Here is a 25,232-nt window from a genome sequence, read left to right as displayed (position 1 = left end):
CCATGTCGCTGGAGTCGTTCGCGCGCTACCCGCTGTTGTTCGGCCCGTCCCCGGTGCACCCGCTCGAACGGCTCACCCGGCACCTCGGCGGTGCGGCGTTGTGGGCCAAGCGGGAGGACTGCAACTCGGGGATCGCCTTCGGGGGCAACAAGACCCGGAAACTGGAGTACCTCGTCGCCGACGCGCTCGCGCAGGGTTGCGACACGCTGGTGTCGATCGGCGGGGTGCAGTCGAACCACACGCGGCAGGTGGCGGCGGTGGCCGCGCGGGCCGGGCTGAAGTGCGTGCTGGTGCAGGAAAGCTGGGTCGACTGGCCGGACGCGGTGTACGACAAGGTGGGCAACATCCTGCTCAGCAGGCTGGCCGGGGCCGAGGTGCGGCTCGTGCGCGCCGGGTTCGGCATCGGGTTCAAGGAGAGCTGGGAGCAGGCGCTGCGGGACGTCGAGGAGCGCGGTGGCAAGCCGTACGCGGTTCCCGCCGGGGCCTCCGACCACCCGCTCGGCGGATTGGGCTTCGCGCGGTGGGCGTTCGAGTTGGCCGAGCAGGAGCGGGAACTGGGGGTCTTCTTCGACACGATCGTCGTGTGCTCGGTGACCGGCAGCACCCAGGCGGGCATGGTCGCGGGTTTCGCCGCCCTCGGCGGCCGTCCCCGGCGCGTGCTGGGGATCGACGCCTCGGCCAAGCCGGCGGAAACCCGCGACCAGATCACCCGCATCGCGTGTCGCACGGCGGAAAGCATCGGTGTGGACCGTGCGCTCCGCGAGGACGAGGTCGAACTCGACGAGCGTTACCACGCCGGCACGTACGGCATCCCGGACGAGTCCACAGTGGACGCGATGCGGCTGGCGGCCCGCACGGAAGGGATGATCACCGACCCGGTGTACGAAGGGAAGTCCTTCGCGGGCATGGTGGATCTGGTGTCCCGGGGCGAGATCCCCCGGGACTCCACGGTGCTGTACGCGCACTTGGGCGGACAGCCCGCGTTGAACGGGTACAGCGCGTTGTTCTAGTTGTCACGTCCCGGGAGTGGCCTGCTCGGCCAGGACCAGGTCGAGCAGGCCGGGGAAGGTCTCGTCGAACTCGGTGTAGCGCAGCCGGTTGAGGCGGCGGGGTCCCTCGTCGCGCTGCTCGATGAGCCCGGCGGCACGCAGAACCGCGAAGTGGTGGCTGCGGGTCGCCTTGGTGACCGGCAGCTCGAAGGTGCCGCAGGCTTTCGTCCAGTCCGGCAGCCCGGCCAGCTTCCGCACGATGGTGCGTCGCACCGGATCCGCGAGCGCGGTCAGCGCGTCCTGCAGTGGCACGTCCCGCGGGTGCACGTGCGTCAAGCCGCGCGCTCGCGCACTGTTCGATGACTGTCGTACGGTCCTGTGGCCGACCTCCATCGAACATTCCAGGAGCTCTCGTGACACGGCAGCTTGGCGTCTCGTTCGGGACCCGCCTCACGCAACCGGCCCACGACCCGCTGGCGCAGCTGAACAACTCGCTCGGCGGCATCCTCCGTGGCGGCGAGGCGATCACCGCGCTCTACGACCGGGTCTTCCACGGCCCCGCCCTGGTCACCGTCACCTTCGGCGACATCGTCAAGTACGCCGACGCCACCCACGTCCTGTACCACCACCACGGCAGCATCGACGATGCGGACGCGCTGGCGGCGTACCAGGCGGCGATCCGGGGTTAGCCCCGCCGTGGTCCCCGGAACAGGATGTAGCAGAACAGGATGGCCATGACCGCGAAACCGGACCACATGGCCTGCTGCCACCCGTGCACGAAGGACTCCTGCGCGGCGCGGACGAGGGTGGTGTCCCTGGCGGCCGCGACCGCGTTGGCGACGCCCGCCCTCGCGGCATCCGCGACCGGCCCGGGGACGCCGCCCAGCCGCGGGTCGATCGCGTCGCGGTAGCCCGCCGCCAGTACCGCGCCGAGCAGGGCGACGCCGAGCGCGGTGCCGAACTCCCTGGTCACGTCGTTCAGCGCGGACGCGACGCCCTGCCGCTCGCGGGGCAGCGCCGAGGTGATGGCCTCGGTCGAGGGGGTCATGGACAGGCCCATGCCGAGCCCCATCGCCACCATGCCGGGCAAGATCGAGAGGAAGCCGGCGTCGACGGAGACGAACGTCGCCATCAGCGCCAGGCCCACGCCGCCGAGGAGGACCCCAGTGGCCATTGTGGACCGTGCGCCGAGGCGGGCGGCCACCTTCGGCGCGAGGCCGGAGGCGAACATCATCGGCAGCGCCATCGGCATCAGCCCCAGCGTGGCCACCAGGCCGGACCAGCCGAGTACGGCCTGGAAGTACGGGAAGAGCACGACGGAAATCCCCGCCTGCACCCCGAACACCGCCAGGAGCGTCACCGAACCACTGGACAGCCCGCGCTCGGCGAACAGCCGGACGTCGAGCAGCGGCGCCTGCTGCCGCAGCTCCCAAGCCACGAAAGCGGCTGTGGCCACAGCGCCCACGAGCAGGCTCAGCAGCGTCACGGGTTCGCCCCAGCCCCGCTCGGGCCCTTCGTGGAGGAAGAAGATGAGCCCGAGCACGGCGACCATCGAGGTCAGCGAGCCCACCACGTCGAACCGGTGCTCCGTCCGCTCGCGGGAGGCGGGGACCACCCGCACCGTCATGACGGCGGCGACGAGCACGAGCGCGACGGGCAGCGCGAACAGCCACCGCCAGCTCGCCACGTCGACCAGGACGGCGGACAGGTACATCCCGAGGATCCCGCCGCCGCCCGCGACGCCGGTCCAGACGCCGATCGCCTTGGCGCGTTCCTCCGCGGGGAAGGTGGACGTGATGACGGCGAGAGTGACCGGCATGATCATCGCCGCCCCCACGCCGCTGAGCACGCGGGCGGCGAGCATGACCTCGGCCGCCGGGGCCAGGCCCGCGGCGGCGTTCGACACGCCGAAGACCGCGAGACCGGTGAGCAGCACGGGTTTGCGGCCCCAGCGGTCGCCGACCGCGCCGAGCGGGAGCAGCAGTGCGGCGAGGGCGATGGCGTAGCTGTTGATGAACCACAGCACGGTGCTCTGCGAGGCGTCGAACTCGAGGGCGAGCTGCGGCTGCGCGACGCCCAGCCCGGACACCGACGCGATGACCGCCATCAGCGCGACGCACACCGCGACGAGGACGGCGCGGCGCCGGCGGGGGTCCTCGATGACGGCCTGCGACGACACGGGGGTGCTCATCGGTTCTCCTTCCGGGCGCGCACGACGACGTCGTGGAGGGTGGTGCCGGCGAGGGCGCGGCGGTGCTCTTCGGCGGTGACGACCCGCCAGGCCGCCTCGTCCAGCCGGGCGGTGATGGCTTCGGCGGTGACCGAAGCCTCAGCGGGGGAGTCGTGGCCGTGCCGGTGCCCGACGATCAGCAGCGTGCCGCCGGGGGCGACCCAGCCCGCGATCCGGTCGTAGAACTCCAGCTGCGGCATCGCCGGGTGGGCGTAGTGGGTCGTGACGAGGTCGAACCGCTCCTCCGGCTGCCAGTCGCACAGGTCCGCCTCGACCCACCGCACGCGCTCGGCCACGTCGCCGTCCGTCGCGCGCTCGGCCGCGCGGGCGAGCGCGGCGGCCGAGATGTCGGCGGCGGTCACCTGCCACCCGTGTGCGGCGAGCCAGACCGCCTCGGCCCCGGTCCCGCACCCGGCGTCCAGCGCCGTGCCCGGCGCGAGATCGCCGGTTTCCGTTGCCAGGTAAGGGTTCGGCGGGTGTTCGAAGTGGGAGTCGTGCCAGTGCCGCTCCCAGTACTCCTTGTCGAATGCGTGTGTCACGACGGCGATGGTGGACCGCGTCGTGACGGTTCGGCAAAGTTTCTTGCCGAATGGCAAAATCGGGGGCATGCACGAAGCGACAGACCGGACGCTCGACGCCGTCGGGCCGAGGCTCAAGAAACTACGGATGGCCCGCGACATCACGCTGACCGACCTGGCCGCGCAGACCGGTATCTCGGCCAGCACGCTGTCCCGGCTGGAGGCCGGCCTGCGGCGGCCCACGCTCGAACAGCTCCTGCCGCTGGCCCGCGTCCACGGGGTGACGCTCGACGAGCTCGTCGGCGCCCCGCCCACCGGTGACCCCCGGATCCACCTGCGCCCGATCCCCTGCGGCGACGGGTCGACGATCCTGCCGCTGACCCGGAGGCCGGGTGGCGTCCAGGCGTACAAGTTCGTGCTCGCGGCGGGAACCGACGACGCCGAACCCGACCTGCGCACCCACGAGGGCCACGACTGGGTCTACGTCCTCAACGGCACACTGCGCCTGGTGCTGGGCGAGCAGGACCTCCTCCTCAAGCCGGGGGAGGCCGCGGAGTTCGACACCAGCACCCCGCACTGGTTCGGGGCCACCGGCGCCGGTCCCGTCGAGTTCCTCAGCCTGGTCGGGCGGCAGGGCGAGCGCGCGCACGTCCGGGCGGTCGCGACCCGCCACTAGATCAACGGACAAGTGTCCGCATAGCGGACACGGCTCTTGACTTCTCCTGGGATGCGGGCCAGAGTGGGCGCAACCACCAGGCTGTCCGGACTGCGGACAGCTGTACGGGCGACCACGAAGAAGTGAGGAGTGCCCTCATGAGCCAGCCGAGCGAGTTCGCGCCGGGAAGGCCCGTCGTGTTGCGGGGCGGCACCGTCCTGACCCTGGACGACCAGCGGCGCGTGCTCGACCGCGCCGACGTGCTCGTCACCGGTGACCGCATCACCGCCGTCGGCCCGGACCTCGAGGTGCCGCAGGACGCCGTGGTGATCGACGCGAGCGGCGGCATCGTCATGCCGGGCATGATCGACACCCACCGGCACATGTGGCAGACCGCGATGCGCGGCTACGGCGCCGACTGGACCCTCACGCAGTACTTCGTCTGGTACTACCTGGAAAGCGGCAAGCTGTTCCGCCCCCAGGACGTCCACGCCGGCAACGTGCTCGCCGCCGTCGAAGCGCTCGAATCCGGCGTCACCACCGTCGTCGACTGGTCGCACGGGCTGCGGACCGTGGACCACGCCGACGCCGCCGTCGACGCGCTGCAGTCGGTGCCGGGCCGGTTCGTCCTCGCCTACGGCAACATCCAGGCCCCGCCCGCCGAGTGGACCGCCGCGCCGGAGTTCCGCGACTTCGTGCGCCGCCGGATCACCGGGGACGACCTGCTCGGCTTCCAGCTCGCCTTCGACGTGACCGGCGATCCGGCCTTCCCCGAGAAGCCCGCGTTCGAGGTCGCGAGGGAGCTGGGCGTGGCCGTCACCACGCACGCCGGGGTGTGGGGTGCCACCAACGACGACGGCATCAAGCTCATGCACGACCACGGTTTCATGACGCCGGAAACCGTGTACGTGCACGCGGCTTCGCTGTCCGCCGACTCCTACCACCGCATCGCGGCGACCGGCGGCTCCATCTCCGTGTCCACCGAGAGCGAGCAGAGCGCGGGCCAGGGCTACCCGCCCACCTGGGCCATCCGCGCGCACGGCATCCCGGTTTCGCTGTCCATGGACACCTCCGTGTGGTGGAGCGGCGACCTGTTCTCCGCCATGCGCACGACGCTGGGCGCGGACCGGTCGCGTGAGCACCTGGAGGCGCACGCGAAGAACGAGACCGTCACGCACGCCAGCCTCCGCGCCGAGCACGTCGTCGACTGGGCCACGCGCGGCGGCGCCCACGCGATCGGCCGCGACGACCTCGGCAGCCTCGAACCGGGTAAGAAGGCCGACGTCGTGCTCATCAAGAACGACCACAGCTCGGTGTCGTTCCCGCTGCTGAACCCGTACGGCCACGTCGCTTTCCAGGCCCAGCGCGGCGACGTGCACACGGTGCTGGTGAACGGGCGCGTGGTCAAGCACGACCACCGCCTCGTCGGCATCGACCTCGACGCCGTGCGCCGCGAGGTCGACGAGACCGTGACGTACCTGCGGACGCAGCTGGGCGAGGAAGCCTGGCGCAAGGGCATGAACCCGGACATCCCCGAGACCAAGGTCCTCGACAACCCCTACACGTACACGGACTACGCCAGTGCCTCGACCCACACCCGCTCCTGACCGCAGCGGCCCGCTCGCCGGGCTGCTCGTCGCGGACTTCTCCCGGATCCTCGCCGGTCCCTACGCCACGATGCTGCTGGCGGACCTGGGCGCGGAAGTGATCAAAGTGGAGGGTCCGCGCGGCGACGACACACGCACCTGGATGCCCCCGGTGCGCGACGGCGTCGCGACGTACTACCTCGGCGTCAACCGCGGCAAGCGGTCCATCGCGCTCGACCTGCGGGACGAGACCGACGCCCGGCTCGCCCGCGAGCTGGCCCGCCGCGCCGACGTGCTGATCGAGAACTTCAAACCCGGCGGGCTCACCAAGTACGGACTGGACTTCGACGCCGTGCACGAGGCGAACCCCGGCGTCATCTACGCCTCGATCAGCGGGTTCGGCTCCGGCGCCGGCCGGAACGTGCCCGGCTACGACCTGATGGTGCAGGCGATCTCCGGGCTGATGAGCCTCACCGGCGACCCGGACGGGCCGCCGTACCGCGCGGGCATCTCGGTGTTCGACGTGATGGCGGGCAACCACGCCACGATCGGCATCCTCGCCGCGCTGCGCCACCGCGATGCGACGGGGCAGGGGCAGCACGTCGAGGTGAACCTGCTGTCTTCGGCGCTGACCGGGCTGGTCAACCACAGCTCGGCGTACGTCGCGGGCGGCACCGTGCCCTACCGGATGGGCAACGCGCACCCCAGCGTGTTCCCGTACGAGCCGCTGCCGACGGCCGACAACGACCTCATCGTCACCGCCGCCAACGACGGGCAGTTCCGCAAGCTGTGCGAGGTGCTCGGCATCCCCGAGATCGCGGACGACCCGCGCTTCGCCCGCAACGCCGACCGCACCGAGCGGCGCGACGAGCTGCGCCCGATCCTCGCCGAGCAGCTGCGCAAACGCGGCGCACTGGAGTGGTTCGACCTGCTCGTCGAGGCCGGGGTGCCGTGCGGGCCGATCAACACGATCGACCAGGGGTTCGCGATGGCGGAACGGTTCGAGCTGGACCCCGTCGTCGAGGTCGGGGGAGTGCCGACGACCCGGCACCCGATCCGGTTCTCCGAGACGCCGGTGGACTACCGGCTGCCGCCGCCCGAGCTCGACGAGCACGGGGCGGAACTGCGCAAGTGGCTGGAGCAGCAGGAATGACGGAGTACCCGACGGCGCTGGGCGCGTCCTCGCTGGACAAGATCACGTTGCTGGGGCAGGACCTGGCGCGGGACGTGATGGGCAACGTTTCCTTCGGTGAGCTGGCGTTCTGGCTCGCCACGCAGCGACGCCCCTCGCCCGGGGAAACGCGGGTGTTCGAGGCCGTGCTCGCCGCGCTGGCGGACCACGGCTTCACCCCGACCGCGATCGTGACCCGGCTGACCTACCTGTCGGCGCCCGACTCGGTGCAGGGCGCGCTCGCCGCGGGCCTGCTCGGCGGCGGTTCGCGGTTCCTCGGCGTGACCGAGGACTGCGGTCGTTTCCTGCACGAAGTTCTGTCCACTGTGGAGGATCCAGAGGACGAGGCCGGCTGGGACGCGCTCGCGCTGGAGACCGTGAAAGCCCGCCGTGAAGCCGGAAAGCTCATCCCCGGTCTCGGTCACCACGTGCACAAGCAAGGCGACCCGCGCACGCCGCGGCTGTTCGAGATCGCCCGCGAGGAGGACCTGTTCGGCCCGCACCTGTCGCTGTTCGCGGCGATCGGGCGGGTGCACCCGCAGGTGCTCGGCCGCACCTTGCCGCTCAACGGCGCCGGGGTCTGCGGCGCCGCGCTCGCGGACCTGGGGCTGCCACTGGAGCTGCTGCGTGGATTCGCCCTGCTCGCCCGCACCGCGGGGCTCATCGGGCAGCTGGCCGAGGAGCTGCGCAACCCGGTCGCCAACGAGATCTTCCTGTCCGTGGACCTCAACAACCGGTCCGTGCCACCCGAACCGTCCGGAGGCTGAGATGGCTCAACTGGTCGCGGTGATCGCGTCCACCCACCACCCGTTCTACTACCGCGCCAGCACCGCGACCGGTGAGGACCGCCCGGACTTCGCCGACGAGTGGGTGCGCAAGGTCGAGGCGTTCCGCGAGACGCTGACGCGGGCGCGGCCGGACGTGCTCGTGATGGTCGGCTCCGACCACTTCCACCAGCTGTGGCTGGACAACATGCCGCAGTTCCTCGTCGGCAAGGCCCCGGTCTACGACGCCAACTGGTACAACGAGGAACGCGAGTTCGGGCTGCCCAGGATGGTCCTCAAAGGACAGGAGGACCTGTCGGAGTACGTGCTGCGCGAGGGCCTGGACGCCGGGTTCGACCTGGCGTTCTCCAACGAGCTGCGGATCGACCACTCCATCACGTGCCCGATCATCACCCTGCGCCCGCAGAACGACCTGCCGATCGTGCCCATCTACACCAACATCTTCGCGCCGCCGCTGCCGCAGCCGAAGCGGTTCGTCCAGTTGGGACGGACGATCCGTCAGCTGATCGAGTCCTGGCCGTCGGACCAGCGCGTGGCGGTGATCGGCACCGGGCACCTGTCGCTGGAGCTGGGCGGGCCGCGGCAGTCCGGGCCGCACGGGCCGGATCCGGAGTTCGACCGCAAGGCCGTGGACTGGATCGCCAACGGGGACATCGAGAAGTGCCTCGGCGAGGTGACGCTGGAGAGCCTGCACCTGCCGGGCAACGCGACGCACGGGTTCATGGACTTCATGCTGATGATGGGCGTGGCGGGGGAGGGGCAGCGGGTGGACTACGTCGACACCTACGACCTGTTCCACACGATGGAGGCCTACTTCACCTGGTACCCGGGAGGGCTGCGGTGAGCAAGTACCTGCTGGACAAGTTCCTGTACACGATCGACCGCGACCCGGAGCTCGTCGAGCGCTACCGCGAGGACCCGGCGGGCACGGTGCGGTGGTGGGAGGCCGAGCGCGCCAACGTGATCCTCAACTGCCACGGCGGGGAGAGCTCGACGTGGCTGCGGTTCGAAGACGTCGAGCGCGAGGCACTGTCCACTCACGACTACCCGAAGCTGTTCGAGCTGGGCGCGCACCCGTTCCTCACGCTGACCCTGTTCATCGCGATGTTCGAACGCGACTACGACGAGCCGATGGCCTTCCAGCGCGAGTACGCGCAGCGGCTGGCGCACTTTTCGTTGCCGTACCCGGACATCGCTACCTGAGGCGCTGTGCTTCGGCGCTGCTGTGCAGGGGAAACCGGAAGGTCGACCCGTCGGGCCAGGTGATGGTGCGCCCGTGGACGTCGACCTCCGGTGCCTGTGGCTTCCGCGCCTGCCAGATGATCCGCAGCGGGGCCGCGTCGGCGGGGTCGAGGTAGGCCGATCCGCTGTCGACGACGGCGACGGCCGACCGGGAGAGCACCAGCCAGGGCCCTTTCACCGACCGGAGCGGGTCGGCGAGGTCGAGGGCGAGCGCGTTCGCCGGGCCCTTGACGCGGATCTCCCGCTCGAACGGGCTGCCCCATCGTCCGCCGCCACTGCCCGCGCCGTTGACCAGCGCGAAGACGGCCCACGCCCCGCCGGCGACGCCACGCAGGATGTTCCAGAAGAACCGCCGCACGAGCTTCCTGCCCTTGACCGTGCCGTCCAGGCGCCTGCCGGGCACCTCGAACCCCAGCGAGGTGTCGCCGAGGCGCAGCGCGGCGACCGGCTCGCCCCACTCGCCGCGCATCAGCTCCTCGACCCGTTCCCGGAAACCGGGGCGAACCTCGCGCTCGTACCGCTGTGCCGCAAGGCGTTCCTCGTGGGCGAAGATCTTCTCCGCGGCCCGCCGCCGGGCGGGACTGGGTTCGGTCATACGTCGAGGTCCTTACGGGTCTCCTCCGGACTCCGGTCCCCACCGACCCGGCTCTTGTCGAACCACGGCTCGTCCCCATCGCCCGGCACGGCGTCCTTGGCCAGTGCCCGGTTGGCGGGTGTGAGCGCCGCCCCGGCGGTGTGAGCGGAGTGGTCAGCGGCACAGCATCGAGTTCTGGTCGAAGTGGTCGTCGTCCCCGGGTGCGAGGCGGCGCGCGGGGTGCGGCGCCTGCTGCTCCGACGCGGGGCCCTCCGCCGCGGTTCCGCACGCGTCCCCGAACGCGTCGTCCACTATCCCGGCCTGCTGCCGCCCCGGCGCACCGGGTGCCCGGCTTTCGCCGGAAGATCCAGCTCCGCGCCGGGCCTCAAGCCGTCCCGGCCTTTTGCCTTCGCCGGTGTGCCGCGACATGGGCGCGGTTCGCGCATTCCGGTGAGCAGAAGCGGCGCCGTCCGTTGCGGGAGGTGTCCACGAACACCGTCGCGCAGCCCGGGCGGCCGCAGGAGCCGATCCGTTGTGGATCGTCGCACAGGACGTGGCCCACTCCCATGATCGTGTAGGCCTTGATGCGCTGCACCGTCGGCGCGTCCTCGGCCGCGTAGTGGAAGTGCGGCGGGCGGTCGTGGTGCTGCGAGAGGTACGGGCGGGCGGCCACCACGGCCAGCAGCTCGTTCACCAGGTCCACCCGCGGCTGCAGAGCCGGCTCCGAGAACACCGGGCGCAGCCGCCCCGCCCACGCCGTCAGCTCGGCCGCCTCCGCCGGCGTGACCGGGGACGTGCCGCGGTAGTCGTAGGTCTCGATGAGGTCCTCGTAGGTGGCGGTCGTCGCGCCGGGGGCCGCGTTGACGAGGGCGGCGGCCAGCTGCGCGGCGACCCCTCCGTAAGGCGTGAACTGCATGCCCCCAGTGTAAGCATTGAACTGCACAACGTCCTTACTTCATGCTGGGGGCATGGTCAGTGAACACCACGGTTGCCGCGAGCGGGTGATCTCCCGCCACCCCACCTCCGAGGGCGAGGTCCGTTACCTGCGATGCGAGTGCGGGGTGATCCGGCTCGTCCTCGATGGACGGTCACGAGCCGTTGTCAGAACCCCAGCGCGGTAAGGGGTTCAGCCCTCGACGACCGTCTCCAGTGGACGGTTGTGCCACGCCGCCCAGTCCGCGCCGATCGCGCTCGCCGCGTGCAGCAGCAGCGGCAGGTGGTGGTCCACGAGCGTCTCCATGGACGTCTCGGCCGCGTGGGCGTTGACGTTCACCGCCGCCACCACGCGGCCGTCGCCGTCGCGGATCGGCGCCGCCACCGAGCGGATGCCCAGCGCCAGCTGCTCGTCCGTGGCGGCCCAGCCGCGGGCCCGCACCTCCCGCAGCTCGGCGTCGAGCTCCGCCCGGCCGGGCTGCCAGCGGGAGGTGACCCCGGCCCGGCTCGGTTCGGCGAGCGCGGCGTCCAGCTCGCCGGGGCTCAGCGCGGCGAGCAGCACCTTGCCCAGCGACGTGGCCGGCGCGGGGAACCGGGTGCCGATGGTGACCGCGAGCGTGACCAGCTTCGGCACCGCCACTCGCGCCACGTACACCACGTCGGAGCCGTCGAGCTGCGCGATCGAGCACGACTCGCCGGTCTGCCGGACCAGCTCCCGCAGGTGCGGGTGCGCCAGGTCCCACAGGTTCACCGAGCCGATGTAGGCCATGCCCAGCTCCAGCACCCGCGGCGTCAGCGAGAACGCGCCGCCGTCGTTGCGGACGTAGCCGAGCTGCTCCAGGGTGATGAGGATGCGGCGCGCGGTGGGCCTGGCCAGCTCCGCCGCGGCGGCGACCTCGCTGAGCGTCATCGACGCCCGGCCCGGTTCGAAGCAGCGGAGCACGTCCAGCCCGCGGGCCAGCGCTTCGATGAACTCCGGGTTCCCGTCACGACGCATACGAGCAGGTTAGCCGCACTGGCACGTCACCAGGTCACGGGCAGTTCGTGCACGCCGTGGACGAGCATGTCGTGCTTGTAGCGCAACTCCCCGGCCGGGACGGCCAGCGCGAGCGTCGGAACGCGGCGGTAGAGCGTGCCGTAGACGACCTGCAGCTCGACCCGGGCCAGCGGCTGGCCGAGGCACTGGTGCACGCCGTAGCCGAACGCCACGTGGTGCCGGGCCGCGCGGTGCAGGTCGAGCGAGTCCGCGCCGGGGAAGGCCGTCTCGTCCCGGTTCGCCGCGTCGGTCGCCGCGATGAGGCCCTCGCCCGCGCGGATCAGCTGCCCGCCCAGCTCCAGGTCCTCCGTTGCGACGCGCCGTCGTCCTGAGTGGACGATCGTCAGGTACCGCAGCAGCTCCTCGACGGCGTTGGCGACGAACTCCGGGTCCTCGCTGGCCCGCAGCTCCGCGAGCTGCCCGGGATGTGTCAGCAGCGCGACGGTGCCGAGCGCGATCATGTTGGCCGTCGTCTCGTGCCCCGCGACGAGCAGCAGCTGGCCCATCGCGGCGATCTCGCGCCGGGTCAGCTTCCCGGTGCGGAACTGTGCCACGGCGAGCCTGCTGAGCAGGTCGTCGCCCGGGTCGGCGGCCTTGCGCTCGACCAGCCCGCCCAGGTAGTCCAGCAGCTCCTCCGCGGCCGCGACCGACGCCTCCGGGGTGGCGTCGCGCGAGACCAGCAGCTTGCTGATGCCGTGGAAGAACGCCCGGTCCGCGTAGGGCACGCCGAGCAGCTCGCAGATCACCAGCGACGGCACCGGCAACGCGAGCGCCTCGACGAGGTCGGCCGGTTGGGGTCCGGCGAGCAGGTCGTCGACGAGTTCGTCGACGATCCGCTGGATCCGGGGGCGCAGCGCCTCGACGCGCCGCACCGTGAAGTCGGCGGTGAGCAGGCGCCGCCCGGCGGCGTGCCCGGGATCGTCCTGGTTGATGAAGGTCTTCGCCCGCCGTCGCCGCGCCGCGATGCCGGGGGTCACGTGGGGGTAGCCGGGCCGGTCGCTGTCGGCGCTGACCCTCGGGTCGCGCAGCATCGCGCGCACGTCTTCGTATCGCGTGACCAGCCAGGGGGTGCTGCCGTCCCACAGCCGGACCCTCGTGACCGGTGCCTCCTCGCACAGCCGGGACAGCTCGGGGGCGGGTCGAGCGGGCAGCGCCGGGTCATGGGGAAGCTGGGTGCCTCGGTCATCGGGCCTCCTGCCGCACAGTTCCCAAACGGTTGTTCGGTTACTTGTCGAACAGATGTTAGGCAACTGTGGGGGAGGTTGTCGAAGGAGACCACACGCCCGGAGCAACGCGTTCACGCGAAGACGAGCGCCACCAGCTCGTCGACGAAGCTCCGCACCGCCGGTGCCCCGGGGCCGCCGGGATTGCTGTGCAGCAGGGCCACGCGCCCGTGCGCGCCGACGAACACGATGACGGCGGCGCGATCGCTGGGGATCCGCAGGGTGTGCCCGGCGGCGGCGCAGCGTTCGAACGCCTCCGTGAGCGCGGCGAAGACGTCGGCCAGCGGACCGCGTGGCGAGCCCTCGGCGGGGGAGCGCCCGCTGAGCATGAGCCGGTAGTGCCCGGGGTTGTCGATGGCGAACGCGCAGTAGGCGTGCAGCTGAGCCCGCACCCGGGCCACCACGTCGTGTTCCGGTGGCCGCGCGTCGGCCTCCCGCATCAGCGACCGGAGCCGCGCGAACTCGTGCTCGCGCAGGCCCCTGACCAGCGCGGCACGGTCGGCGAAGTGCTGGTAGATGCTGGCCGGGGCGATGCCTGCCGCCCTGGCGACCCCGCGGATCGTCAGCCCGTCCTCACCGCCGAGACCGGACAGCAGGCGGCTCGCGGCGGCCAGGATCTCGCCGCGCAGGCGCTCGCCCTCGCCCCAGCGGTTGCGGGTGCGGACGGGGGAGGGGTTCGGCTGGTCGGGCATCCGGCCATTCTCGCTCCCGCCGCCCGCACCCGCCGTCAGGACCGGTAGAACGCCGCCGCGTTGCCGTACCGCACGGCGGCCTGGGCATCGGCGTCCAGGGCACCCAGCAGGCGCTGCCCGCCCGGCCCGTGGTCGTGCGGATGGTCGCTGGCGTACATGAGGAACTCCGGCGCCCGCATCATCTCGATCAGCTCCGCCAGCTGCCCGTCGTCCGGGGGCAGCTGCGCGGGCTCGGTCGTCGAGCGGAAGTGCCGGTAGAAGTACTCCGCGGGCGACTCCCGCATCCACGGCACCTCGCGCCACACCGAGCGCCACTCCTTGTCGAACCGCCACAGCAGCGAGGGCAGCCACGAGAACCCGCACTCGCTCAGGCAGATCTTCAGCTCCGGCTGGTCGCGGAACACGCCCTCCGCGATCAGGCTCACCACGTGCGCCTGCACGATCTGCGAGTTGCTGAGGTAGTCCTCGACGTAGGTGTGGGCGAACCCGGTCGGCGTGGGAGAACTCGAAATCCGGCCCCACGCGTGCAGCCCGACGACGAGCCCGTGCCGCGCCGCCGCCGCCAGCACCGGGTGGAAGCGCTTGTTGCCGTAGCGCACGTCCTGCCCGCGGATGGGCAACAGCACCTGCACGAACCGGCGGTCGGGACCGAGGCGCTCGATCTCGGCGATCGCGGCATCGGTGTCCATCGTCGGGATCACCATCGACGCCCGCAGCCGGTCGTCCTGGTCGAGCCACTCCGTGCGCAGCCAGTCGTTGACCGCGCGGGTGAGCGCGTTCTCGTAGTACGGGTTGTGGCTGATGTCGAACGACGTGACGCAGTTGAGGATCGCGTACCGCAGCCCGTCCCGGTCCAACACCTGCTTGCGCATCGCCTCGACGTTGTCGGGCGGGAAGGTGCCCGCCGCGCGGGACTCCGGCGTCGCGGACGTGGGTGCGCCCGGCGGGTACGCGCCGCCGAAGGTGGGCGACAGCTTCATGTTCGCTTCGGTCACGTACTCGCGCCAGTAGCTGTCCAGGTACGGGAACAGCGCCTCCAGCGAGGCCGGCGCGCAGTGGACGTCGGTGTCGATGTGCTCGGTCACGGGCGCTCCAGGTTCCGGTAGAGCCGGTAGGCGTTCTCGTTCATGATCTCCTCGCGCAGCTCCTTGGGCAGCTCACGCAGCGCCGTCGTGGGCGAGTCGAAGTCCCAGTGCGGGTAGTCGGAGGCGAACATGATCCGGTCGGTCATCCCGGTCTGCGCCAGCGCCATCCCGAGGTGCTTCGGGTTCGGCGGCTCCTCGATGGGCTGCGTGCTGAACCAGAAGTGCTCGCGGAAGTACTCGGAAGGCTTGCGCTGCAACCGGGGCACGTCGGCACTCAGCAGCGACCACGCCTCGTCGAGGCTCCACATCAGCGGGGCCGACCACGCGATGCCGCCTTCGACGAGCACGATCTGCAGGTCCGGCACCTGCTCGAACACGCCTTCGAGGATCAGGTTCGCGGCCAGCATCGCCATGCCGTTGCCGAACCAGCAGTGGTGCTCCAGGTAGAACGACGGCCAGCCGTCCCCGCGGTGCTGCTCGATGCCGCCGAGGTGAATCGCGACGGGCAGCCCGGCCTCCGCCGCCGCGCGGTAGATCGGCAGGTACTTCTGGTGGCCCAGCACGGTTTCCGGCCCGCCGGGGAAGAGCACCTGAACGAACCGCGGGTCGTCGGCGTAGCGCTCGATCTCCGCGATGGACAGCTCCGGCGACTCGTGCGGCACGCACAGGCTGCTCACCAGCCGCGGCTCGGGGTCGAGGAAGTCCTCGCGGATGCTTTCGTTCAGCGCGTGGCACAGCGCCTGCGCGTACTCCGGCTGCTCGGCGCCGTAACTGTGCGCCTGCAAGGGGATCAGCACGCCGTAGCCGATGCCGTAGGCGTCGAGCAGCTGCTCGCGGATCAGCCCGAGGTCGCTGCCGGGGATGCCGTTGGCGGGGTAGGAGTCCAGGCGCATGCCGCCGTTGCGCACGCGCGGGTAGATCGCGGGCGGCGGGGCGACGCGCGTGCCGAACGTCTGGAACCGCGTGCGCCACGGCTCGGGCAACCGCGCCGCGAGGTTCGCCGCCGGGATCGTCGGGTGGATGTCGGCGTCGACAACGGCGGTCCGCTGCCGGCTCTCGGTGGTCGTCATGGTCACCTCACTGCCTGCCGGGCGGTCGTGTCGACCACCACGTAGTCGTCTTCCACGTGCACTTCGAAGGTCTCCGCCACATACGGGCCGGGCACCCGGTCCGGGAACTTCACGTCCCCGCCCAGTGCTTCACCGGGTGCCACGGAAACGCCGTAGCTGCGCACCGGGGTTTCGCCGGGCCCCAGGTAGGACTGGCCGGTCGTGACGTCGTACTCCCAGCCGTGCCAGGGACAGGCGACGAACACGTCCTCGTTCACGGTGTACTCGCCGGGCCTGCTGGAGGAGGTCGTGGGCGCCGTGCGGCCGAGGCACAGCGGCCCGCCCTGGTGCGGGCAGTAGTTGTTGAGGGCGTAGAACCTCTCGCCGATCCGGAAGACGCCGATCGAGCGTTTCCCGACCTGCACGATGCGCCGGTCTCCTGGCGGGAACTCGGAAACCTTCGCCACCACGATCTTCATTGAGCACGCTCCTTCGGGGCTGGCTGATCGAGAATCGCCGTTGTAGAATTTATTGTCAACATTTTTGTTGACATTCTTCCGCCAGCTGGAGGCCTCATGGACAAGGTCATGGTGACGCCCGCCGAAGCGGTCCGCGACATTCCCGACGGGGCGAGCATCGCGGTCGCCGGTTTCGGGGTGGCGCACCGGTTCCCCTCCAGCCTCATCGTGGCGTTGCACGAACTCGGCACGAGCGGGCTCACCGTGTACTGCAACGGGCTCGGCCAGCCCGGCACGCCGACCGCCCACCTGCTCGCCGAGGGCAAGCAGATCGCCCGCCTCGTCACGTGTTTCTCGGCGCGGCCCGGCATCGTGTCCGAGGCCGAGCGCCAGATCCGGGCCGGGACCATGGAGCTGGAAATGGTCCCGCAGGGCACGCTCGTCGAGCGGATGCGGGCCGGTGGCGCGGGGATCCCCGCGTTCTACACGCCCGTCGGCGTCGGCACCGCCATCGCCGAGGGCAAGGACGTGCGTCATTTCGACGGCAGGCCGCACATCCTCGAAACCGCGATCCGCCCCGACTACGCGTTCGTCAGGGCGCACCGCGCCGACGCGTCCGGGAACCTCCAGCTGCGTGGCGGGAGCCGGAACTTCAACGTCAGCTTCGCGAAGGCGGCGCGCGTGACGATCGCGGAGGTCGACGAGATCGTCGGCGTGGGCGAGCTGGCGCCCGAGGAGATCGACCTCCCCGGCGTGTTCGTCAGCCGCGTCGTGCGCAGCACCGTCCAGCTCGACGTGCGGAACCTGCCGATGCGGCCGAGCCGCGCCGCGGACAGCGCACGCGAGTACGGCGGCAAGCCCGCGCTGACGCGGGCGGGAATGGCCCGGCGCACGGCGGCGCTGCTGCCCGACGGGGCGACCGTCAACCTCGGCGCCGGGCTGCCGACCCTCGTGTCCGACTTCGTCGGCGACCGCCCCGTCGCGCTGCACAGCGAGAACGGCATCCTGCGCTACGGCGCGATCATCCGCGACGACTCGTTCGACCCGGACGTGCACGACGCCGGCGGCTATTTCGTCGGCCTGCGGCCGGGAGCGTCCTTTTTCGACAGTGTGACGTCGTTCGAGATCGCGCGTTCGGGACGGCTGGACGCGGTCGTGCTGGGCGCCTACCAGGTGTCCGCGGCGGGCGACCTCGCCAACTGGACGCTGCCCACGATGACGGGCGGCGGTATCGGCGGCGCGATGGACCTGGCGGTGGGCGCGCGGCAGGTCGTCGCACTGCTGGAGCACACCGACTCCCAGGGGCGCCCGAAGCTCGTCGAGCAGTGCGAGTTCGCGCTGACGGCGCCGGGCTGCGTCGACACCATCGTCACCGATCTCGCGCTGCTCACCAGGACGGACGGGGGTTTCCGGCTCGACGAGACCGCCGCGGGCTTCACTGTCGAGGAGGTGCTGGCGCTGACCGCGATGCCCGTCACCGTCGCCGAGCACGTGGGGACGATGCAGGACCGCTGGTGACCCCGGTGGCCCGGCCGCGCCGCCGGGCCACCACCGCACCGTCACTGCCCGTGGACGACGATGCCGCGGATGATCCGGCCCTCGTCGAGGTCGGCGTACCCCTGGTTGATCTCGTCCAGCGGGTAGCGGCGGGTGATCAGCTCGTCGAGCTTGAGCCGCCCGGCCCGGTACAGGCCGTGCAGCTTCGGGATGTCGTACAGCGGGTTGCACTTGCCGAACACGTGGCCCTGCACGCGCCGCTGGTAGCCGACGAGCAGCCCGTTCGCGGCGAGCTGGACGTGCACGTCACCCGTGCGGCCCACCGACGTGACGGTGACCTGGCCGTCCTTACCGACGATCGCGGTGGCCTGCGAGACGACCTCGGCGGTGAGCACGCCGACGGTGCAGATGGCGTGGTCGGCGAGCTGCCCCCGGGTCAGCTCGACCACCGCCTCGTGCGCCGACGCCGCGTCGGCGAACACGTGCGTCGCGCCGAACTCCTCCGCCTTGCCCCGTTTGAACGGCACCGGGTCCACGACGACGATGTTCTTGGCGCCCGCGTAGGCCGCGCCCTGCACGGCGTTCGAGCCGACGCCGCCGCAGCCGAAGACGACCACCGTGTCCCCGGCGCGGACGCCCGCCACGTAGACCGACGAACCCCAGCCGGTCGGCACCCCGCAGCCGGTGAGCGCGGCGACCTCGAACGGGATGTCGTCGTCCAGTTTCACGCACGAGGCCTGGGAAACCACCGCGTGCTCGGCGAAGGTGCCCAGCATGCAGAACCCGCCGAGGTCCTCGCCCGCGTCGTCGTGGAAGCGGAACCCGCCACCGGGCAGCAGCCCCGTGGCCATCTCCGCGCCCTGGTCGCACAGGTTCTGCCTGCCCGTCGAGCAGTAGCGGCACACGCCGCACGCGGGGATGAACGAGCACACCACGCGGTCGCCGGGCCGGACGCGGGTCACGCCGGGGCCGGTCGCCTCCACGACGCCCGCTCCTTCGTGACCGCCGACGATCGGCAGCCTGGAGACGCTGTCGCCGGTGCGCAGGTGTTCGTCGGAGTGGCACATCCCGGACACGGCGAACCGGATGCGGACCTCACCCTCGCGGGGGTCGTCCAGCTCCAGTTCCGTGACCTCCCAGGGCTTCCCGGTCTCCCGGATGATCGCGGCTCGCGTGCGCATGGCTCTTCCCGTCCTGTCGATCTTCTCCTGCCAACGTAGGTGAACCGGCCGTCACCGGGCCCAGGGTCAAGCGCCTTTTTCGCGTGGCGGAAGGCTTTTCTCCTGCGGGTGCGTGACGAGCGGCTCCACCTGGAACCGCATCCACGGCGCCATCGGCAGGGAGTACAACGCCTCGTGCAGCGCGTCGGCGTCCGGCGCCTCGTACAGCGCGATCGAGTCCGTCGAACCGAGCACGCGCCACAGCTTCACGAGGATGCCCGCGTCCCGCAGCTCCTGCGCGCGGGCGCGCTCACGCGGCCGGAGCGCCTCGCGGCGCTCCGGGTCGGCGTTGTTCTGCTGGCGTACCAGGAACTCCATGCTGTCCCTTCAGTAGCGGATGAGCCCGCGGATGTTGCGGTGCGCCCGCATGTCCGCGTACCCGTCGTTGACCTGGTCGAGGGTGTAGGTGCGCGTGACGAGGTCGTCCAGCAGCAGTTCGCCCTGCCGGTACAGCTCGAGCAGCTTCGGCACGTCCGCACGGGGGTTCGCGTGGCCGAACAGGCAGCCCACGACCTGTTTCTCGTACGCGGTCAGCTCGAACATCGGCAGCTCCACCTGCCGCGAGGCGACCGGCGCCAGCGACGTGAGCACCACCCTGCCCAGCTTGCCGACGATCGAGATCGCGTCGGCGATGATCGTCGGCGTCGCGGTGTCGACGGTGATCAGCGCCTTGTCCGCCAGTCGCCCCCGCGTCATGTCCGGCAGCACCTCCAGAGCGTCCTTTGTGGACGCAAAGGTGTGCGTCGCACCGAAGCGCCTGGCCTGCTCGCGGTTGAACTCCCCGGGGTCGATCGCGAGGATCCGGGTCGCGCCGGCGATCCGGGCGCCCTGCACGGCGTTCGCGCCCACACCGCCGACGCCGAGCACCACGACGGTGTCCCCGGCCCGCACCTGGCCGCCGTAGACGGCCGTGCCCCAGCCCGTGGTGACCCCGCAGCCGATGAGCGCCGCCTTGTCCAGCGGGAGGTCGTCGTCGATGCGGATCGCGGAGTTCTCGCTGCACACCGTGTACGGCGAGAACGTGCCGAGCAGGCACATCAGGCGGGCGTCGTGGCCCCGCACGTGGTGGCGCGCGGTCCCGTCGCGCTGCAGGCCCACGGTCAGGCCGGCGCCCTCGTCGCACAGGTTCTGGTGCCCGGCGGCACACCAGGTGCACTGTCCGCACGCGGGGATGAAGCTGAGCACGACGTGGTCGCCCTCGCGCACCTTGGACACACCGGGCCCGACGCGTTCCACCACGCCCGCGCCCTCGTGCCCGCCGATGCCGGGCAGCGCTTCCAGTGGCAGGTCCCCGACCCGCACGTGCTCGTCGGAGTGGCACAGCCCGGAGGCCGCGAGGCGCACCAGGACCTCGCCCTCGCGGGGTTCGTCGAGTTCGAGTTCTTCGATTTCCCAGTCCTTGCCGTACTCCCATAGGACGGCCGCTGTGGTCTTCACCTGTGGGAGTATGCGGCCGGCGAGGGCGTTCACCCCCTGCCGCGAGCGAGAAATACGTCAAACGACGCAGGCGGGGTGACCGCGGCGGCGCGGTCCCGGTCCGCTCTTCGCTCGACGGTCGTTCCCAAGCGGGGCCACGGCGTGTTTGGCTGGGCGCATGAGTTCCCGCACCGTCGAAGAACCGCCGCGCCGCACCCCGCTCTACGGCGAGTTCGACGTGGTCGTGGTGGGTGGCGGTCCCGCCGGGCTGATGGCCGCCGCGGCGGCCGCCCGCACCGGCCGGTCCACGCTGCTCATCGAGCGGTACGGCTTCCTCGGCGGCGCGGGCACGGCGGGCGGGCTGAGCACGTTCTGCGGGCTGCACGCGAAGATCCACGGGGAGCACCACCGCGTCATCCGCGGGCTGGCCGACGAACTGCTCGGGCGGCTGGAGAAGCTCGACGGCCTCAACCAGCCGCACCTGACGATCAACGACGGCATCCAGGCGCAGGCGTTCGACATCTCCGCGTACAAGATCGCGCTGGACGACCTGCTCGTGTCCTCCGGTGCCCGGATCCTGTTCCACGCCATGGCCGCCGGCGTCGTCATGGCCGACGAGGACACGATCGACTCGGTGCTCGTGGAGTCGAAGTCCGGGCGGATGGCCGTGCGCGGGCGGATGTTCATCGACGGCTCCGGCGACGGCGACGTCGCCGCGTGGGCCGGTGCGCCGTTCGAGAAGTCCCCGCCGGTGGACGGGATGCTGTACCCGTCGCTGATGTTCCGGCTCAACGGGGTGGACGTGGCGGCGGCGGGCCCGGCGCCGTGGAAGACGGTCGAGCGCCTGATGAACGAGGCGGAGCAGGCCGGCACGCACCACTTCCCGCGCAAGAAGCCCATCGTCCGGCCGCAGCGCAACCCGCTGGAGTGGCGGGCGAACCTGACCCAGCTGTCCACTGAGGACGGTGGGGCGATCGACGGCACGGACGTCGACCAGCTGACCCGCGGTGAGCTGCAGGGCAGGGCGCAGGCGTGGGACGCGTTCTCGTTCATCCGCGACCGCACGCCCGGATTCCGCGAGTCCTACATCGTCGACATCGCCCCGCAGATCGGCATCCGCGAGACCCGGCGGATCGTGGGGCGCTACCAGCTGTCCGAGGACGACGTGCTGGACTGCGCGGACTTCGACGACACCATCGGCGTCAACGGCTGGCCCGTCGAAGCGCATGTCGCGGGTACCGTCGAATTCCGGTGGCAGCGCGGGGAAAATCCCCGTGGGTTCAACCAGCTGCCGTTCCGGATGATCGTGCCCGAGAAGATCCGCAACCTCTACGTCGTCGGCCGGTGCGCGTCGATGACCCACGGGGGTCAGTCCTCGGCCCGCGTGACCGGCCCGTGTTTCGCGATGGGGGAGGCGGCCGGTGTGGCGGCGGACCTCGCGCTGGACCGCGTTTCGGCCGGTGACATCGATGTGCGTGTGCTGCAGCAGCGCCTGGCGCGCGGCGGCGTCTTCCTGGGTGAGACGCTCCCGCCGGGCACCTGAGCGGCCCGGTTCCCGGCGGAGTCCGTCCCCTGCCCCGCCGGGAACCGGGGCCTTCCACGTCACCCCAGGCCGAGCGCGCGGATCGCGTTCTCCTTGAACAGCTTCGGCTTCACCTCGTCGCGGATCCCGGTCTTCTCCAGGTCCGCCAGCCAGCGCTCCGGCGTGAGCATCGGGAAGTCGGTGCCGAACAGCACCTTGTCCTTCAGCAGCGTGTTCGCGTACTGCACCAGGATCGGCGGGAAGTACTTCGGCGACCAGCCCGACAGGTCGATGTAGACGAGCGGCTTGTGCAGGGCGACCGAGATCGCCTCCTCCTGCCAGGGGAACGACGGGTGCGCCATGATGATCGTCAGGTCGGGGAAGTCGGCGGCCACGTCGTCGAGGTAGATCGGGTTGGAGTAACGCAGTTTCAGCCCGCCCCCGCCACGTTGCCCCGCCCCGGCGCCGGTCTGGCCCGTGTGGAACAAGGCGGGCAGCCCGGCCTCCTGGATCACCTCGTACAGCGGGTACACGGCGCGGTCGTCGGGCTGGAACGCCTGCGCGGTGGGGTGGAACTTGAACCCGCGCACGCCGTGCTCCTCGATCAGCCGCCGTGCCCACCGGACACCCTCGGCGCCACGGGCGGGATCCACGCTGGCGAACGGGATCAGCACGTCGGAGTTCGCGTGCGCCCGCTCGGCGATCTCCTCGTTGGTCGGCTGGCCGGGGTTCTCGGGGGCGTCCTTGACGTCGACGGTGAACGTCACGGCGGCCATGTTCTGGTCCCGGTAGAAGGCGGCCAGTTCGTCCACCGTGTAGCTCTTGGGGGTTGTTCTGAAGTACTGGGCCATCGAGGTCAGGGCTTCGCTGGGGGTGTCCGGGGTGGCGTGGGTGGAGCGCTGGACGTGCGTGTGGACGTCGATGGCTTTCAGGTGGTCGGTTTCCATGTGGGCTCCTTGCGTTCGGGCGCTGGGCGCCCTTTCTTGTGGGCCCACCCCCGCCCCGATCTTTGAGTGTCCCGGCCGATCTGGCGTGTAAAGGGCGCCTGCGGCGTCGCTTCGCGATGGCTGCGCCACCCTTGACACGCCAGATCGGCCGTAAGTGCGGCTGGGGATCGGGGCGGGGGTGGGTGTGGGCGGTGGGCCCTGCTCGCTTCGCATCGCCGGGTTGCGTGGCGTGGGTGCTGCCCCGGTGTCCAGTCACGGGCCTGCGGTGTTCACCTCCACCAGGCGCCGTAGTGCGGTCGCTACCGCTTCCCAGTGTTCGCGCATCGCGGCTTCCGCCTCCTCGGCGTTGTGGGAGCACACCGCCTCGATGACGCGCACGTGGTTCCGCGTGCCCTGCGCCGCCTGGCCCGGTAGCAGTGCGACGTGCAGCTGGTACCGCACGCTCTGGTACCGCAGCCGTTCGAGGATCGCGGCGACCGTGCTCTGCCTGGCCATCTCCCGCAGCCGGACGTGCATCTGCTGGCTCAGCCGCGCGTACGCCACCGAGTCGGCGGGGTCCGCCGCTTCACGCAGCTTGCGTTCGATCACCCGCAGCTGGCGGCGCTCGGCCGCGGTCGCCGCTTCGGCCGCCTTGGCGGCGCACAGGGCTTCCAATACGGCCCTGACCTCGGTGATCTCCACGGCCTCCGCGAGCGGGACGGGACGCACGTGGGCACCGCGGTTGCGTTCCCTCGCGACGAGACCTTCGTTGCTCAGCAAGGCGATCGCCTCGCGGACGGTGCCCCGCGAGGCGCCGTGCCGCTTCGCCAGCTCCGCCTCGACCAGTCGCTGCCCCGGCGGCAGCTCACCCTGGTAGATCGCCGTCCGAAGTGCCTCCAGCAGGGCGGAAGTCGCCGACGAGTGCGGGGCGGACGGCGGCATGGCTCGATTGTGGGACACCGGGCACGGCCCGGGCAGCCGCCCGCGGCCGTTTTCCGTGCATTGCCACGGGCCACTCGCGACATTTGTCGCGCCTGATCCGGGACGGGACGCCGGGGCGCACCCAGAAACACCCGCGCGCCCCCTTGCGGCCACCCGAACCACCTGCACAGACTGGGGCCGCCGGGAAGTCCCGCACCACGGCGGTGCGGGAGGACGCTGCACGAAGGGGTCCAGCGTGACGGAAGTGGTGACGAAGGTGGCGGTGGTCTGCCCGGGATGTGGCCGTCCGCCGGGCGACGGCGGCGGGGTCGACGACGTCGGGCGGCGGCAGCGCAGGCTCGCGGCGATCGCGCGTGCGGCGTCGAGCGTGGCCGACGCGGCGTCGCTCAGCGTGACGCTGGACGTCGTCGCGCGTGAGGTCGTGCAGGCCACGCACATCTCGGCGGTCCAGATCCTGCGTGTCGAGCGGGGCACGATGCGCGTCGTCGGGAAGGCGGGTTTCACCGACGCCGACGACTTCGCCGAGCGGCTGGAGGCGTGCCGCAAGCTGGGCGCGCGCCTGATGTTCGTCGAGGCCTACCAGTCCCACCGGCGCATCGTCGTGCCGCACCGCAAGGCCGCCGTCCTCGCCGACCCCCGCTGGGAACCGCTGCACGCGATCATGGGCGCCCCGGACTGGGACACGTTCGTCGCCGTCCCGCTCGTCGTGCGGGGCCGCGCGGTCGGCGTCCTCAACGCGTTCTACTCGCCGGGCGAGGACCCGGGCAACGAGACGCTGGAGTTCCTCGACGCGATGGCCGACCAGGCCGCGATGGCCGTCGACTCCGCGGAGCTGCTGGCCCGCTCCCGCCACGAGGCGAGGCTGGAGGAACGCGCCCGCCTCGCCCGCGAGCTGCACGATTCCGTGGTGCAGCAGGTGTTCTCCATGCGCATGCACGCCAAGGCGCTGCGGGCCCAGGTCGGCAGCGCGACCCCGGACCAGGTGCGGGGTGTCGCGGACGAACTGCTCGGCCTCGCCCAGAACGCGCTGGCCGACCTGCGCGGGCTGGTCCTGCAACTGCACCCGCTCGAACTGGCCGGCCGCGGCCTGGTGGGTGCCGTCCGCACGCTCGCCGAGTCGCTGCAGGCGGCATCCGGAGTGCGGATCCGGATCATCGCCGACGAGCTGCCCGAGCTGCCCACGGAACTGCAGGACGACGTGTACCGCATCGTGCAGGAGGCGCTGCACAACGTGGTCAAGCACGCGCAGGCGACCTCGGCCGTCGTTTCGGTTGCGGTGACGGACGGCAGGCTGACGCTGGAGGTGCGGGACGACGGGGTGGGCCTGGCGGGCACGCCCCGTCCGCACGCACTGGGGCTGGTGTCGATGCGCGAGCGCGCCCAGCAGTGGAACGGGACGATGGAGATCGGGAACACCGCCGGCGGCTGCCGGGTGCTGGTGCGGATGACGGTGCCGGAGGAGCATTGATCGCGGCGGATTTCA

General features: G+C 71.3%; 27 protein-coding genes and 1 pseudogene. 11 read left to right on the top strand and 17 right to left on the bottom strand.

Annotated features, from left to right (window positions below):
- Positions 1–2 precede the first annotated feature (2 nt).
- Positions 3–1,010, top strand: a complete 1,008-nt coding sequence (locus BMZ92_RS19925; RefSeq protein WP_091509762.1) for a 1-aminocyclopropane-1-carboxylate deaminase — start codon at positions 3–5, stop codon at positions 1,008–1,010.
- 3 nt (positions 1,011–1,013) lie between these two features.
- Here BMZ92_RS19925 and BMZ92_RS19920 read toward each other — a convergent pair whose 3' ends face one another.
- A complete protein-coding gene (locus tag BMZ92_RS19920; protein WP_245783147.1) occupies positions 1,014–1,301 on the bottom strand; it encodes an ArsR/SmtB family transcription factor in 288 nt (95 codons plus the stop codon).
- Between the two features lie 101 nt (positions 1,302–1,402).
- Between BMZ92_RS19920 and BMZ92_RS19915 the strand changes: the two genes are divergently transcribed.
- Entirely contained in the window at positions 1,403–1,678 is a 276-nt protein-coding gene (locus BMZ92_RS19915; protein ID WP_245783146.1) for a hypothetical protein, read from the top strand.
- On the opposite strand, the gene BMZ92_RS19910 is transcribed toward BMZ92_RS19915, so the two are convergent.
- The gene (locus BMZ92_RS19910; RefSeq protein WP_091509758.1) at positions 1,675–3,180 is read right to left on the bottom strand and encodes an MFS transporter; all 1,506 of its coding nucleotides are present in this window, start codon (positions 3,178–3,180) and stop codon (positions 1,675–1,677) included. The two genes, BMZ92_RS19915 and BMZ92_RS19910, sit on opposite strands and share 4 nt — an antisense overlap.
- Positions 3,177–3,758: a class I SAM-dependent methyltransferase gene (locus tag BMZ92_RS19905; RefSeq protein WP_091509755.1), complete on the bottom strand. Its 582-nt coding sequence runs from the start codon at positions 3,756–3,758 to the stop codon at positions 3,177–3,179. Before BMZ92_RS19905 ends, BMZ92_RS19910 begins: the two co-directional genes overlap by 4 nt.
- A gap of 67 nt (positions 3,759–3,825) precedes the next feature.
- Between BMZ92_RS19905 and BMZ92_RS19900 the strand changes: the two genes are divergently transcribed.
- From BMZ92_RS19900 to BMZ92_RS19875, 6 genes are all read left to right on the top strand, one after another.
- Complete coding sequence (locus BMZ92_RS19900; protein ID WP_091509752.1) at positions 3,826–4,413, top strand: helix-turn-helix domain-containing protein; 588 nt, start codon at positions 3,826–3,828, stop codon at positions 4,411–4,413.
- A 137-nt stretch (positions 4,414–4,550) separates the two neighbouring features.
- Positions 4,551–5,999 carry an amidohydrolase family protein gene (locus BMZ92_RS19895; protein ID WP_091509749.1) on the top strand — a complete coding sequence of 483 codons (1,449 nt, stop codon included), beginning with the start codon at positions 4,551–4,553 and terminating at the stop codon, positions 5,997–5,999.
- Positions 5,974–7,131 (top strand): CaiB/BaiF CoA transferase family protein, encoded by a 1,158-nt coding sequence (locus BMZ92_RS19890; RefSeq protein ID WP_091509748.1) that lies wholly within the window; start codon positions 5,974–5,976, stop codon positions 7,129–7,131. Before BMZ92_RS19895 ends, BMZ92_RS19890 begins: the two co-directional genes overlap by 26 nt.
- A complete protein-coding gene (locus BMZ92_RS19885; protein WP_091509745.1) occupies positions 7,128–7,916 on the top strand; it encodes a citryl-CoA lyase in 789 nt (262 codons plus the stop codon). Before BMZ92_RS19890 ends, BMZ92_RS19885 begins: the two co-directional genes overlap by 4 nt.
- A gap of 1 nt (position 7,917) precedes the next feature.
- On the top strand, positions 7,918–8,778 hold the full coding sequence (locus BMZ92_RS19880; protein ID WP_091509743.1) for a DODA-type extradiol aromatic ring-opening family dioxygenase: 861 nt from the start codon (positions 7,918–7,920) through the stop codon (positions 8,776–8,778).
- The gene (locus tag BMZ92_RS19875) at positions 8,775–9,137 is read left to right on the top strand and encodes a hypothetical protein (protein ID WP_091509741.1); all 363 of its coding nucleotides are present in this window, start codon (positions 8,775–8,777) and stop codon (positions 9,135–9,137) included. The genes BMZ92_RS19880 and BMZ92_RS19875 overlap by 4 nt, the downstream gene beginning before the upstream one ends.
- On the opposite strand, the gene BMZ92_RS19870 is transcribed toward BMZ92_RS19875, so the two are convergent.
- The 9 genes and pseudogenes from BMZ92_RS19870 to BMZ92_RS19835 all read right to left on the bottom strand — a co-directional run bounded on the left by BMZ92_RS19870 (position 9,130) and on the right by BMZ92_RS19835 (position 16,247).
- A complete protein-coding gene (locus tag BMZ92_RS19870) occupies positions 9,130–9,771 on the bottom strand; it encodes a hypothetical protein (RefSeq protein ID WP_245783145.1) in 642 nt (213 codons plus the stop codon). The two genes, BMZ92_RS19875 and BMZ92_RS19870, sit on opposite strands and share 8 nt — an antisense overlap.
- A 153-nt stretch (positions 9,772–9,924) precedes the next feature.
- Complete coding sequence (locus BMZ92_RS37445) at positions 9,925–10,062, bottom strand: hypothetical protein (RefSeq protein ID WP_177228779.1); 138 nt, start codon at positions 10,060–10,062, stop codon at positions 9,925–9,927.
- A gap of 73 nt (positions 10,063–10,135) precedes the next feature.
- On the bottom strand, positions 10,136–10,666 hold the full coding sequence (locus BMZ92_RS19865) for a CGNR zinc finger domain-containing protein (protein WP_091509738.1): 531 nt from the start codon (positions 10,664–10,666) through the stop codon (positions 10,136–10,138).
- Positions 10,667–10,876: 210 nt separating this feature from the next.
- Positions 10,877–11,680 carry an IclR family transcriptional regulator domain-containing protein gene (locus tag BMZ92_RS19860; protein ID WP_091509736.1) on the bottom strand — a complete coding sequence of 268 codons (804 nt, stop codon included), beginning with the start codon at positions 11,678–11,680 and terminating at the stop codon, positions 10,877–10,879.
- Between the two features lie 26 nt (positions 11,681–11,706).
- Positions 11,707–12,905, bottom strand: a pseudogene (locus BMZ92_RS19855) (cytochrome P450).
- A gap of 111 nt (positions 12,906–13,016) precedes the next feature.
- Entirely contained in the window at positions 13,017–13,634 is a 618-nt protein-coding gene (locus tag BMZ92_RS19850) for a TetR/AcrR family transcriptional regulator (RefSeq protein WP_091509733.1), read from the bottom strand.
- 35 nt (positions 13,635–13,669) lie between these two features.
- Positions 13,670–14,719 carry an amidohydrolase family protein gene (locus BMZ92_RS19845; protein ID WP_091509731.1) on the bottom strand — a complete coding sequence of 350 codons (1,050 nt, stop codon included), beginning with the start codon at positions 14,717–14,719 and terminating at the stop codon, positions 13,670–13,672.
- Entirely contained in the window at positions 14,716–15,789 is a 1,074-nt protein-coding gene (locus BMZ92_RS19840; protein ID WP_091509729.1) for an amidohydrolase family protein, read from the bottom strand. Before BMZ92_RS19840 ends, BMZ92_RS19845 begins: the two co-directional genes overlap by 4 nt.
- A 2-nt stretch (positions 15,790–15,791) precedes the next feature.
- The gene (locus BMZ92_RS19835) at positions 15,792–16,247 is read right to left on the bottom strand and encodes a Rieske (2Fe-2S) protein (protein ID WP_091509726.1); all 456 of its coding nucleotides are present in this window, start codon (positions 16,245–16,247) and stop codon (positions 15,792–15,794) included.
- A 96-nt stretch (positions 16,248–16,343) separates the two neighbouring features.
- Between BMZ92_RS19835 and BMZ92_RS19830 the strand changes: the two genes are divergently transcribed.
- A complete protein-coding gene (locus BMZ92_RS19830) occupies positions 16,344–17,744 on the top strand; it encodes a 3-oxoacid CoA-transferase (protein WP_091509723.1) in 1,401 nt (466 codons plus the stop codon).
- Positions 17,745–17,785: 41 nt separating this feature from the next.
- Here BMZ92_RS19830 and BMZ92_RS19825 read toward each other — a convergent pair whose 3' ends face one another.
- From BMZ92_RS19825 to BMZ92_RS19815, 3 genes are all read right to left on the bottom strand, one after another.
- Complete coding sequence (locus BMZ92_RS19825) at positions 17,786–18,904, bottom strand: NDMA-dependent alcohol dehydrogenase (RefSeq protein ID WP_091509722.1); 1,119 nt, start codon at positions 18,902–18,904, stop codon at positions 17,786–17,788.
- A 66-nt stretch (positions 18,905–18,970) separates the two neighbouring features.
- Positions 18,971–19,261 carry a muconolactone Delta-isomerase gene (locus tag BMZ92_RS19820; RefSeq protein ID WP_091509719.1) on the bottom strand — a complete coding sequence of 97 codons (291 nt, stop codon included), beginning with the start codon at positions 19,259–19,261 and terminating at the stop codon, positions 18,971–18,973.
- Between the two features lie 9 nt (positions 19,262–19,270).
- Entirely contained in the window at positions 19,271–20,380 is a 1,110-nt protein-coding gene (locus tag BMZ92_RS19815) for an NDMA-dependent alcohol dehydrogenase (RefSeq protein WP_091509717.1), read from the bottom strand.
- A 157-nt stretch (positions 20,381–20,537) separates the two neighbouring features.
- Here BMZ92_RS19815 and BMZ92_RS19810 point away from each other — a divergent pair, with 157 nt between their 5' ends.
- Positions 20,538–21,902 carry an FAD-dependent oxidoreductase gene (locus BMZ92_RS19810; RefSeq protein WP_091509715.1) on the top strand — a complete coding sequence of 455 codons (1,365 nt, stop codon included), beginning with the start codon at positions 20,538–20,540 and terminating at the stop codon, positions 21,900–21,902.
- Between the two features lie 59 nt (positions 21,903–21,961).
- Here BMZ92_RS19810 and BMZ92_RS19805 read toward each other — a convergent pair whose 3' ends face one another.
- Complete coding sequence (locus BMZ92_RS19805) at positions 21,962–22,828, bottom strand: amidohydrolase family protein (RefSeq protein WP_091509712.1); 867 nt, start codon at positions 22,826–22,828, stop codon at positions 21,962–21,964.
- Between the two features lie 252 nt (positions 22,829–23,080).
- On the bottom strand, positions 23,081–23,749 hold the full coding sequence (locus BMZ92_RS19800; RefSeq protein WP_091509710.1) for a GntR family transcriptional regulator: 669 nt from the start codon (positions 23,747–23,749) through the stop codon (positions 23,081–23,083).
- A 235-nt stretch (positions 23,750–23,984) separates the two neighbouring features.
- On the opposite strand from BMZ92_RS19800, the gene BMZ92_RS19795 reads away from it, so the two are divergent.
- Positions 23,985–25,217, top strand: coding sequence for a GAF domain-containing sensor histidine kinase (locus BMZ92_RS19795; protein ID WP_245783144.1), 1,233 nt, complete (start codon positions 23,985–23,987; stop codon positions 25,215–25,217).
- Positions 25,218–25,232 lie beyond the last annotated feature (15 nt).

It is taken from the genome of Amycolatopsis sacchari (assembly GCF_900114035.1).
GTDB lineage: Bacteria > Actinomycetota > Actinomycetes > Mycobacteriales > Pseudonocardiaceae > Amycolatopsis_E > Amycolatopsis_E sacchari.
The sequence above is the reverse complement of the archived record's forward strand: the minus strand, read 5'-3'. Positions and strand labels throughout refer to the sequence as shown.

Excerpts from the sequence above, each read along its gene's own strand:
- BMZ92_RS19925 (WP_091509762.1), top strand. The coding sequence starts at position 3 with ATGTCGCTGGAGTCGTTCGCGCGCTACCCGCTGTTGTTCGGCCCGTCC.
- BMZ92_RS19910 (WP_091509758.1), bottom strand. The coding sequence starts at position 3,180 with ATGAGCACCCCCGTGTCGTCGCAGGCCGTCATCGAGGACCCCCGCCGG.
- BMZ92_RS19900 (WP_091509752.1), top strand. The coding sequence starts at position 3,826 with ATGCACGAAGCGACAGACCGGACGCTCGACGCCGTCGGGCCGAGGCTC.
- BMZ92_RS19895 (WP_091509749.1), top strand. The coding sequence starts at position 4,551 with ATGAGCCAGCCGAGCGAGTTCGCGCCGGGAAGGCCCGTCGTGTTGCGG.
- BMZ92_RS19885 (WP_091509745.1), top strand. The coding sequence starts at position 7,128 with ATGACGGAGTACCCGACGGCGCTGGGCGCGTCCTCGCTGGACAAGATC.
- BMZ92_RS19880 (WP_091509743.1), top strand. The coding sequence starts at position 7,918 with ATGGCTCAACTGGTCGCGGTGATCGCGTCCACCCACCACCCGTTCTAC.
- BMZ92_RS19870 (WP_245783145.1), bottom strand. The coding sequence starts at position 9,771 with ATGACCGAACCCAGTCCCGCCCGGCGGCGGGCCGCGGAGAAGATCTTC.
- BMZ92_RS19865 (WP_091509738.1), bottom strand. The coding sequence starts at position 10,666 with ATGCAGTTCACGCCTTACGGAGGGGTCGCCGCGCAGCTGGCCGCCGCC.
- BMZ92_RS19860 (WP_091509736.1), bottom strand. The coding sequence starts at position 11,680 with ATGCGTCGTGACGGGAACCCGGAGTTCATCGAAGCGCTGGCCCGCGGG.
- BMZ92_RS19850 (WP_091509733.1), bottom strand. The coding sequence starts at position 13,634 with ATGCCCGACCAGCCGAACCCCTCCCCCGTCCGCACCCGCAACCGCTGG.
- BMZ92_RS19840 (WP_091509729.1), bottom strand. The coding sequence starts at position 15,789 with ATGACGACCACCGAGAGCCGGCAGCGGACCGCCGTTGTCGACGCCGAC.
- BMZ92_RS19835 (WP_091509726.1), bottom strand. The coding sequence starts at position 16,247 with ATGAAGATCGTGGTGGCGAAGGTTTCCGAGTTCCCGCCAGGAGACCGG.
- BMZ92_RS19830 (WP_091509723.1), top strand. The coding sequence starts at position 16,344 with ATGGACAAGGTCATGGTGACGCCCGCCGAAGCGGTCCGCGACATTCCC.
- BMZ92_RS19825 (WP_091509722.1), bottom strand. The coding sequence starts at position 18,904 with ATGCGCACGCGAGCCGCGATCATCCGGGAGACCGGGAAGCCCTGGGAG.
- BMZ92_RS19820 (WP_091509719.1), bottom strand. The coding sequence starts at position 19,261 with ATGGAGTTCCTGGTACGCCAGCAGAACAACGCCGACCCGGAGCGCCGC.
- BMZ92_RS19810 (WP_091509715.1), top strand. The coding sequence starts at position 20,538 with ATGAGTTCCCGCACCGTCGAAGAACCGCCGCGCCGCACCCCGCTCTAC.
- BMZ92_RS19805 (WP_091509712.1), bottom strand. The coding sequence starts at position 22,828 with ATGGAAACCGACCACCTGAAAGCCATCGACGTCCACACGCACGTCCAG.
- BMZ92_RS19800 (WP_091509710.1), bottom strand. The coding sequence starts at position 23,749 with ATGCCGCCGTCCGCCCCGCACTCGTCGGCGACTTCCGCCCTGCTGGAG.